Consider the following 9,117-nt stretch of genomic DNA (forward strand, 5'->3'; position numbering starts at 1 on the left):
CTCGACGGCCAGCAGGCCGAGGACCGCCTCCACGAGGTCGGCATCACGGTCAACCGCAACGCGTGCGGACGCGTCCGCACGGACCCCTTTCCGGGACGTTAGAGCAGGCCGGTCAGCCCGCCGCCTCGACGCTCTCACCGGGTGGGCGTCCGCTCACCCGTTCGGACTCAAGGGCGGACTGGAGGATCACCACCGCGGCGGCCTGGTCGACCACCGAGCGCCCCTTCTTCGCCTTGACGCCGGAGGCCCGCAGCCCGTGGGTCGCGGTGACGGTGGACATCCGCTCGTCGACCAGCCGGACCGGCACCGGGTAGACCCGGTTGGCCAGCCGCGCCGCGTACGCGCGGACCTTCTCCGCCGCCGGGCCCTCCTTGCCGCTGAGCGAGCGCGGCAGCCCGACGACCACCTCGATCGCGCCGTACTCGTCGACGATCGCGGCGATCCTGGCCTGCGACTTCACGCCGGCCGGGACGGTCTCCACCGGGGTGGCGAGCACCCCGTCGGGGTCGCAGGACGCGACCCCGATCCGGGCGTCACCGACGTCGACGGCGATCCGCCGCCCACGCCTGAAGGGCCTCTCCTCGAACTCCATCAGGAGGCGCGCTCCGCGACCAGGCCGCGCACCGCGGCGATGGCCTCGCCGACCGCGGCCGGGTTGGACCCGCCGCCCTGGGCGACGTCGTCCTTGCCGCCACCGCCGCCGCCGAGGGTCTTGGCGGCGACGCGGACGAGCTCGCCGGCCTTGATGCCGCGGCCGCGGGCGTCCTCGTTGGTGGCGATCACGGTCAGCGGGCGGTCGTTCGCCACGGTGAAGGCGGCGACCACGGCCGGGCGCGAGCCGAGGCGGCCGCGCACGTCCAGGACCAGCTTGCGCAGCTCGTCCGCGCCGACCCCGTCGGCGACCCGGGCGGCCACCACGGAGATGCCGTGCACGTCCTCGGCCGAGTCGGCCAGGCCCGCCGCGGCGGCCAGCACCTTCTCGGCGCGGAAGCGCTCGATCTCCTTCTCGGCGTCCTTGAGCTTGGTGAGCATGCCCGAGATCTTCTCCGGCAGCTCCTCCGGGCGGCCCTTGACCAGCTCGGTGAGCTGGGAGACCACGGTGTGCTCGCGGGCCAGGAACTTGTACGCGTCGACGCCGACCAGCGCCTCGACGCGGCGCACGCCGGAGCCGATCGAGGACTCGCCGAGCAGCTTCACCAGGCCCAGCTGGGCGGTGTTGCCGACGTGGGTGCCACCGCACAGCTCCTTGGAGAAGTCGCCGATGGTGACGACCCGGACCTCCTCGCCGTACTTCTCGCCGAACATCGCGATGGCGCCGGCCTTGCGGGCCTGGTCCATCGTCATGACCTCGGCGGTGACCTCCAGCTCGCGGGTCAGCACGTCGTTGATCTTCTGCTCGACGTCGGTCAGCACGCTGCCCGGCACGGCGGCCGGCGAGCCGAAGTCGAAGCGGAAGCGGCCCGGGGCGTTCTCGGAGCCGGCCTGGGCGGCCGTCGGGCCGAGCGCGTCGCGCAGCGCCTGGTGGGTCAGGTGGGTGGCCGAGTGGGCGCGGGCGATCGCGCGGCGGCGGTCGGTGTCGATCGTGGCGTACGCGGACGCGCCGAGCACGACCTCGCCGAACAGCACCCCGCCGGAGTGGACGATCACGCCCGGGACGGGCTGCTGCACGTCGCGGATCTCGACGACCGCGCCGGACTCCAGCCGGATCCGGCCGTGGTCGGCGAGCTGGCCGCCGCCCTCGGCGTAGAACGGGGTGCGGTCGAGGATGATCTCGACCTCGTCGCCCTCGGAGGCGGCCGGCGACGGGACGCCGTCCACCAGCAGGCCGACCACGGTGGCCTCGCCCTCGGTGAGGGTGTAGCCGGTGAACAGGCTCGCGCCGGACTTGTCGGCGACCTCGCGGTACGCGGCGACGTCGGCGTGGCCCATCTTCTTGGCCTTGGCGTCCGCCTTGGCGCGATCCCGCTGCTCCTGCATCAGGCGGCGGAAGCCGGCCTCGTCGACCTGGAGGCCCTGCTCCTCGGCCATCTCCAGGGTCAGGTCGATCGGGAAGCCGTAGGTGTCGTGCAGCTTGAAGGCCTGGTCGCCGGAGAGGACGGCGCCGCCGGCCTGCTTGGTCTCGGTGACCGCGGCGTCCAGCAGGCTGGTGCCGGCCTTCAGGGTCTGCAGGAACGCCGACTCCTCGCCGACGACGACCGTCTCGATGCGCTTGCGGTCGGCCTCCAGCTCCGGGTACTGCGGGGCCATCGCCTTGATCGCGATGTCGATCAGGTCCTTGGCGACCGGACCGGTGGCACCCAGCAGGCGCATGTTGCGGATGGCGCGGCGCAGGATGCGGCGCAGCACGTAGCCGCGGCCCTCGTTGCCGGGGGTGACGCCGTCGCCGACCAGCATCAGGCCGGTGCGGATGTGGTCGGTGACCACGCGCAGCGACACGTCCGACTTGCGGTCGGCGCCGTAGGTGTGGCCGGTGAGCTCGGCGGCGCGGTCGAGGATCATCCGGCTGGTGTCGATCTCGAAGAGGTTGTCGACGTCCTGCAGGATGGCGGCGAGGCGCTCCAGGCCGAGGCCGGTGTCGATGTTCTTGCTCGGCAGGTCGCCGAGGATCTCGAAGCCGTCCTTGCCGTCGCCGTGGCCGCGCTCGTACTGCATGAAGACCAGGTTCCAGATCTCCAGGTAGCGCTCGCCGTTGACGGCCGGGCCGCCCTCCTCGCCGTACGCGGGGCCGCGGTCGTAGTTGATCTCCGAGCACGGGCCGCACGGGCCGGGGACGCCCATCGACCAGAAGTTGTCCTTCATGCCCAGGCGCTGGATGCGCTCCGAGGGCACGCCGATGACGTCACGCCAGATCTGCTCGGCCTCGTCGTCGTCCTTGTAGACGGTGATCCAGAGCTTCTCCTTCTCCAGGCCGTAGCCGCCGTCCGCGACGGGGGTGGTGAGCAGGTCCCACGCGAACTTGATGGCTCCTTCCTTGAAGTAGTCGCCGAAGGAGAAGTTGCCGCACATCTGGAAGAAGGAGCCGTGCCGGGTGGTCTTCCCGACCTCCTCGATGTCCAGGGTGCGCACGCACTTCTGGACGCTGGTGGCGCGCGAGAACTGCGGCTTGACCTCGCCCAGGAAGTAGGGCTTGAACGGCACCATGCCGGCGTTGACCAGCAGCAGGGTGGGGTCGTCGGCGACCAGGGACGCCGACGGAACGACGGTGTGGCCGCGCTCCTCGAAGAAGCGCAGCCAGCGGCGGCGGATCTCAGCCGACTCCATTAGTGGTCCTTCCGGTTCGGGGTGCCACCCCGCGGCGGCAGGGCGCGGCGGGGCGTTTCTTCAATGGCTCTGGGGGTCTTGCGGGCACTGCTGGACGGAGGCAGGGCGGCGGCCGGACTGCCGGGCGCCGCCGAGATAGCTCGGTACTGCGGTTCGCTTGAGGGGGGTAGCGCGGAGCGCTTCCCTGGAAGGGTGGTGGCGGGCGACGGGCGGGACCGGCGCTCGCGCCGGGGCTCGACGACGGCGGTGCCGTGGAGTCCGAGGTCGTCGCGCAGCTGGTCCTCGCGCTCGGCCATGCCGGCCTTCACGTCCTGGGCGAACTGCTTGGCCAGGTCGCCCAGGTGCAGCGCGCCGCGCGCGGCGGTGCCGGAGAGGCTGTCCGGGGTGAGCCGGTGCACGGCCTCGTTGGCCTTGTTCATGGCCCAGACGGTGGCGCCGGCGCCGACCGCCATCCAGAAGATGCGTCGCACCACGGCGTCAGCCCCTCACCGCGCGCCGGACCCGGGACAGCAGGCCGCCGCGCGGGGCGGTCGCGGCGCGCACCTCGGCCCGGATCAGCCGGGCCAGCTCCTCGCGCTCGCCCGGCTGGGCGGGCACGGACGGGTTGCCGCCCTGCTGCCTGGCGACCGCCTTTCGGACGCCGTAGCTGAAGGCCGCGACCTTCACCAGCGGCCCGCCCAGGGTGGCCGCGACGGTGGAGGAGAGCGCGTTGGCGTTGGCGGCGGCGTCCTGGACGTTCGCGGTGATCTCGTCGACCCGCTCCAGCTGCTCGTTGGCGCTGCGCACGGCGGCGCCCGCCTCGGTCAGCAGCGGCACGGCCTGCTCGGTGACGGCGGAGACCAGGACGGTGGCCTCCTTGAGCACCCGCGAGAGGCGGACCAGCACCACGGCGAGCAGGGTGACCAGGACCGCCCAGAACACGGCGACGAGCAACCCGGCCAGCTCTCCCACGGACACCTTTGCGCGCTCCCTCGCCTTGCTGTTCGCCTTGCTGTTCTCCAAAACGGAACCCTATCGCGCCCACGCCCGGTTTCCGGACCGGGTGGGCGGTGGCGCAGCGGGCCCGGGGGCCCGTATCCGGGCTCCCTCCCGCGTGCCGTCGCCGGGGGACGCGCCGCGCCCGCCCTCCGGGCGGACGACGGGGGTCCGAAGACGGGCCCGTGATCCGGTCGGGTGTGCGAACCGCCCGCGTAACCTACCGGCCGGTCACCTCGTTCTGCCAGGCGGGTCGTCGCCCGTACGGCCCGACGCACGTCCGGGCCGGTACGGTCCGGGCCCGGAGCACGGGGAGCAGCGCTTGGCCGGCGACTGGACAGCACAGCCTCGGGAGGCCGGCCCGCGCCGGCGCGCGGCGCAGCCCGGTCGGCTGCCGGCCGAGGTCACCGGCTTCGTCGGCCGTCGGCGGGAGCTGACCGAGCTGGCCGGGCTGCTGGCGAACGCCCGGCTGGTGACGGTCACCGGGCCGGGCGGGGTCGGCAAGAGCCGGCTGGCGCTGCGCGCGGCGGCGCGGGCGACGGGCGCGTTCCCGGACGGCACCTGGCTGGTCGACGTCGCCCCCGTGCAGGACCCGCTCCTGCTCGGACACGCCGTCCTGGAGGCGCTGCGGCTGCCGCACGGCACTGCCCGGCCGCCGCTGGAGGTGCTGACCGAGCAGCTGGCCGGCCGCCGGCCGCTGCTCCTGCTGGACGGCTGCGAGCACCTGGTGGAGGCCTGCGCGGAGCTGGCGGACACCCTCCTGCGGGCGGTGCCCGGCCTGCGCGTGCTGGCCACCAGCCGGGCGCCGCTGCGGGCCGGCGGCGAGCACCTGTACACGGTGGCTCCGCTGCCGGTCGGCCCGGTGGCGGACGGGCGGCCGGGGCCGGGCACGCTGCCGGACGCGGTGCAGCTGTTCGCCGAGCGGGCGCGCGCCGTGCTGCCCTCCTTCACCGTGACGGAGGCGAACGCCGAGGCGGTGGGCCTGCTGTGCCGCCGGCTGGACGGCATCCCGCTCGCCGTCGAGCTGGCGGCCGGGCGGCTGCGCGCGCTGTCCGTCGAGCAGATCACGGCCCGGCTGGACGACCGCTTCCGGCTGCTGACCGGCGGCGCGAGAACGGCCCTGCCCAGGCACCAGACGATGCGCACGACGATCGGCTGGAGTCACGAGCTCTGCACGGTGCAGGAACGTTTACTCTGGGCCCGCCTCTCGGTCTTCGCCGGCGGCTTCGACCTGGAGGCCGCCGAGTACGTGTGCGCCGCCGAGGGCATCGACGCCGAGGACGTCCTCGACCTGCTCTCCGAACTCGTCGCCAAGTCCGTCGTCCTGCGCGAGGACACCGCCTACGGCGTCCGCTTCCGGCTGCTCGACACCCTGCGCGAGTACGGCGGCACCTGGCTGCGCGCCGCCGGCGACGAGCAGCGGCTGCTGCGCCGCCACCGGGACTGGTACCTGGGGGTCGCGACCTGGGGCGAGGTCGAGTGGTTCGGCCCCCGGCAGGCGGAGACCGCCGAACGCACCGGGCTCGCCCACACCAACCTCCGGGCCGCGCTGGAGTTCTGCCTCTCCGAGCCCGGCGAGGAGCAGCTCGCCCTGCTGATGGCCGGCACGCTCTGGTTCTACTGGGTCGGCAGCGGCCACCTCGGCGAGGGCCGGCACTGGCTGGACCGCGCCCTCGCCCTGGCCGGCGAGCCGACCGAGGCACGCGCCAAGGCGCTCTGGGTGACCGGCTACATGGCGACGCTCCAGGGCGACCTGCCCGCCGCCCGTCCGGCCCTGGAGGAGTGCCGCCGCCAGGCCCTGGCCACCGGCGACGACCGCGCGCTCGCCTACGCCGTCCACCGGCAGGGCTGCGCGGCCCTGATCGGCGACGAACCCGGCCGCGCCGCCGAGCTGTTCGAGGAGGCGCTGTGGCACTACCGGACGATCGGCGAGCTCAACAGCAACGTCCTGATGGCCATGCTCGAACTGGGCCTCGCCTACGTCTTCCAGGGCGACCGGGAGAGCGGCGAGCTGTGGTTCGGCCAGGCCCGCGAGGTGTGCGAGGAGCACGGCGAGCAGTGGGCGTACGCGTACGTGCTGTACGCGATGGCCTTCTCGCACTGGATGGACGGCGACGTCCGCCCGGCCCGGGTCCTCGCCCGGGAGAGCGTGCGGCTCAACCACCTGTTCCACGACCTGCTGGGCATCGTCCTCGGCATCGACCTGCTGGCCCTGCTGGAGACCGAGCCCGCCGGGCCGGACGTCCCGGGCGACCTGCACGAGGCCCGGCTGCTCCAGGGCGCGGCGCACCGGATCTGGCGCACGGTCGGCACGCCCTTCCTCGGCTCGCGGTTCTTCTTCGGCCCGCACCGGCAGTGCGCCGAACGGGCCCGCGCCGGGCTCACCGAGCAGGAGTACGAGGACTGCTACGCGGCGGGCGCCCGGCTCGGCCTCGACGCGGCGGTGTCCCGGGCCCTCGGCACCGGCGGCTCCCCGGGCGGGCCCGGGCCGGGGCCGGGCCCGTACTCCGTCCCGCCGGCCCCGGCGCCCGCGCCGGTGCGGAATAGCTGAAGCTTGCGGATTGCTTGAGGAGGCAAGTACCAAGCCGGAAGGAGCCACCGTGGCCGTCCACACCGCCGCCGACGAGTACCGCCGGGCGACGCTCTACTTCGAGTCCAAGGCGTACAGCGAGGCCGCCCACATCCTGGCGGGCGTGCTCGCCGAGGAGCCGGCCAACCTCTCGGTCCGCCTGCTGCTCGCCCGCAGCTACTACCACTCCGCCCAACTCCGCAACGCCGAGGCCGAGTTGATCCGGATCCTGGAGGCCGACCCGGCCGAGGACTACGCCCGGCTGATGCTCGGCCGCACCCTGGAGCGCCAGGGCCGCGCCGCGGAGGCCCGCCCGCACCTGCGGCTGGCCGCCGCGATGGCCGGCGAGAGCGCCTGAGCCGGGCAGCGGTTCCGGACGGGCGCCGAAAAGGGGCGAGCCCCCACCACCCCGAGGGGCGGTGGGGGCTCGCTGTGGTTCCGCGAAGTGCAGGACCAGCCGCGGGTCAGCGCGAGTAGTACTCGACGACCAGCTGCTCGTCACAGATCACCGGGACCTCCTTGCGCTGCGGCGCACGGTCCAGGCGGAAGGCCAGGGCCTTCAGGTTGACCTCGAGGTACTTCGGGGTCTGGCCCTCACCCGCGTAGCCACCCTCACGGGCGACCTGGAAGGGGACCTTCTCCTTGGAGCGCTCGCGGACGGTCACCACGAAGCCCGGCTTCATCTGGAACGACGGCTTGTTGACCTTGCCGCCGTTGACCTCGATGTGGCCGTGGACGACCATCTGGCGGGCCTGGTAGATGGTGCGGGCGATGCCCGAACGCAGGACCAGGGAGTCCAGACGGGTCTCCAGGTCGGCGACGAGCGCCTCACCGGTCTTGCCCTCGGCCTTCTTCGCGCGGTCGAACGCGCGCGCCATCTGCTTCTCGCTCAGGTCGTACTGGGCGCGCAGACGCTGCTTCTCGAGCAGACGGACCTTGTAGTCCGAGTTCTGCTTGCGACCACGGCCGTGCTGGCCGGGCGGGTACGGGCGGGCCTCGAAGTACTTGACGGACTTCGGGGTCAGCGGCACGCCGAGCGCACGCGCGATCTTGACCTTGGGGCGCTTCTGGTTCGCCATGAACCAAACCTTCCTTGCTTTCGAATACGGCTTCACCAGGTGTTGACGGAGGTCGCAAGTCGCGACCCGGAGAAAACCCCGCCGCCTGCGCGGTGGGATCAGCCGCTCTCCGGAGCCGGGCACGGATGTGCTTGTCGCACGGACGATCCAGTGGACTGGGCCGCCCGCGACACCGAGACGGTGCGCGACGCTCCTGGTGCGGACCCCTCGGAAGGGGCCTACGGCCGGCGTCCCGCTGGTGCGGCCGGTCGGTGGGGTCTCCCCCGCCGCCGTCCCGGGACGTGGCACTCCGATCGAGTATACCGGGGCGCGTGCATACCGTTCACTCGCCCCTGAGCCGACCCCTCGTCCACTCCACGACGTCCGCGTAGCGGGCCTCGCCGCCGCGCCGGGTCGGCTGGTAGTAGTCCTTGCCGTGCACCGCGTCCGGCGCGTACTGCTGGGCCGCGATGCCCTCCGGCAGGTCGTGCGGGTACTGGTAGCCCTGGCCGTGGCCGAGCTTGCCCGCGCCGCCGTAGTGCGCGTCCCGCAGGTGCGGCGGCACCGCGCCCGCGAGGCCCTGCCGGACGTCCGCCAGCGCCGCGTCGATCGCCAGGTAGGCCGCGTTCGACTTGGGCGCCAGGGCCAGCGCGATCGCCGCCTGGGACAGGATGATCCGCGCCTCCGGGAAGCCGATCAGCGCCACCGCCTGGGCCGCCGCGACGGCCGTCGCCAGCGCCGTCGGGTCCGCCAGGCCGACGTCCTCGCTGGCCGAGATCATCAGCCGCCGGGCGATGAAGCGCGGGTCCTCCCCCGCCTCGATCATCCGGGCCAGGTAGTGCAGCGTGGCGTCCACGTCGCTGCCGCGGATCGACTTGATCAGCGCGCTCGCCACGTCGTAGTGCTGGTCGCCGTCCTTGTCGTAGCGCACCGCCGCCTGGTTGACGGCCGTCTCGGTGGTGGCCAGCGTGATGCTCGGCTCGCCCTTCTCCAGCGCCGCCCCGGCCGCCGCCTCCAGCGTCGTGAGCGCCCGCCGGGCGTCCCCGCCGGCCAGCCGCACGAGGTGGTCCTCGGCCTCCTCGGTCAGCTCCAGCGCACCCTCCAGGCCGCGCTCGTCGGCCACCGCTCGGCGCAGCAGCGCGCGGACGTCGTCGTCGGTGAGCGACTCCAGGGTGAGCAGCAGCGAGCGCGACAGCAGTGGCGAGATCACCGAGAAGTACGGGTTCTCGGTGGTCGCCGCGATCAGGGTGACCC

At 73.4% G+C, this 9,117-nt stretch carries 8 protein-coding genes; 2 read left to right on the forward strand and 6 right to left on the reverse strand.

Features of this window, described 5'->3' with window-relative positions; translation table 11 throughout:
- Nucleotides 1–112: 112 nt before the first annotated feature.
- Genes ruvX through ACFVU9_RS44865 form a run of 4 tightly spaced genes read right to left on the reverse strand, consistent with a single transcriptional unit; the run spans nt 113 to nt 4,218 of the window.
- The gene (gene ruvX, locus ACFVU9_RS44850; protein ID WP_359973184.1) at nt 113–592 is read right to left on the reverse strand and encodes a Holliday junction resolvase RuvX; all 480 of its coding nucleotides are present in this window, start codon (nt 590–592) and stop codon (nt 113–115) included.
- Nucleotides 592–3,261, reverse strand: a complete 2,670-nt coding sequence (alaS, locus tag ACFVU9_RS44855) for an alanine--tRNA ligase (protein ID WP_387603762.1) — start codon at nt 3,259–3,261, stop codon at nt 592–594. Before alaS ends, ruvX begins: the two co-directional genes overlap by 1 nt.
- The gene (locus ACFVU9_RS44860; protein ID WP_380498463.1) at nt 3,261–3,734 is read right to left on the reverse strand and encodes a DUF6167 family protein; all 474 of its coding nucleotides are present in this window, start codon (nt 3,732–3,734) and stop codon (nt 3,261–3,263) included. The genes alaS and ACFVU9_RS44860 overlap by 1 nt, the downstream gene beginning before the upstream one ends.
- A gap of 4 nt (nt 3,735–3,738) precedes the next feature.
- Nucleotides 3,739–4,218 (reverse strand): DUF948 domain-containing protein, encoded by a 480-nt coding sequence (locus ACFVU9_RS44865; protein WP_359973189.1) that lies wholly within the window; start codon nt 4,216–4,218, stop codon nt 3,739–3,741.
- 340 nt (nt 4,219–4,558) lie between these two features.
- Here ACFVU9_RS44865 and ACFVU9_RS44870 point away from each other — a divergent pair, with 340 nt between their 5' ends.
- Together ACFVU9_RS44870 and ACFVU9_RS44875 are read left to right on the forward strand one after the other, a co-directional pair.
- A complete protein-coding gene (locus tag ACFVU9_RS44870) occupies nt 4,559–6,787 on the forward strand; it encodes an ATP-binding protein (RefSeq protein WP_387603766.1) in 2,229 nt (742 codons plus the stop codon).
- A 49-nt stretch (nt 6,788–6,836) separates the two neighbouring features.
- Entirely contained in the window at nt 6,837–7,163 is a 327-nt protein-coding gene (locus ACFVU9_RS44875; RefSeq protein WP_387603769.1) for a tetratricopeptide repeat protein, read from the forward strand.
- 106 nt (nt 7,164–7,269) lie between these two features.
- Here the strand turns inward: ACFVU9_RS44875 and rpsD are convergent, their stop codons facing one another.
- Together rpsD and ACFVU9_RS44885 are read right to left on the reverse strand one after the other, a co-directional pair.
- Nucleotides 7,270–7,884, reverse strand: a complete 615-nt coding sequence (gene rpsD / locus ACFVU9_RS44880) for a 30S ribosomal protein S4 (RefSeq protein WP_030240707.1) — start codon at nt 7,882–7,884, stop codon at nt 7,270–7,272.
- A 322-nt stretch (nt 7,885–8,206) separates the two neighbouring features.
- Nucleotides 8,207–9,117, reverse strand: a 911-nt coding sequence (locus tag ACFVU9_RS44885; RefSeq protein WP_387603772.1) for a replication-associated recombination protein A, incomplete at its 5' end; no start/stop codon positions are given.

This window comes from Kitasatospora sp. NPDC057936, assembly GCF_042887525.1.
In the GTDB taxonomy this organism is placed as follows: Bacteria; Actinomycetota; Actinomycetes; order Streptomycetales; family Streptomycetaceae; genus Kitasatospora.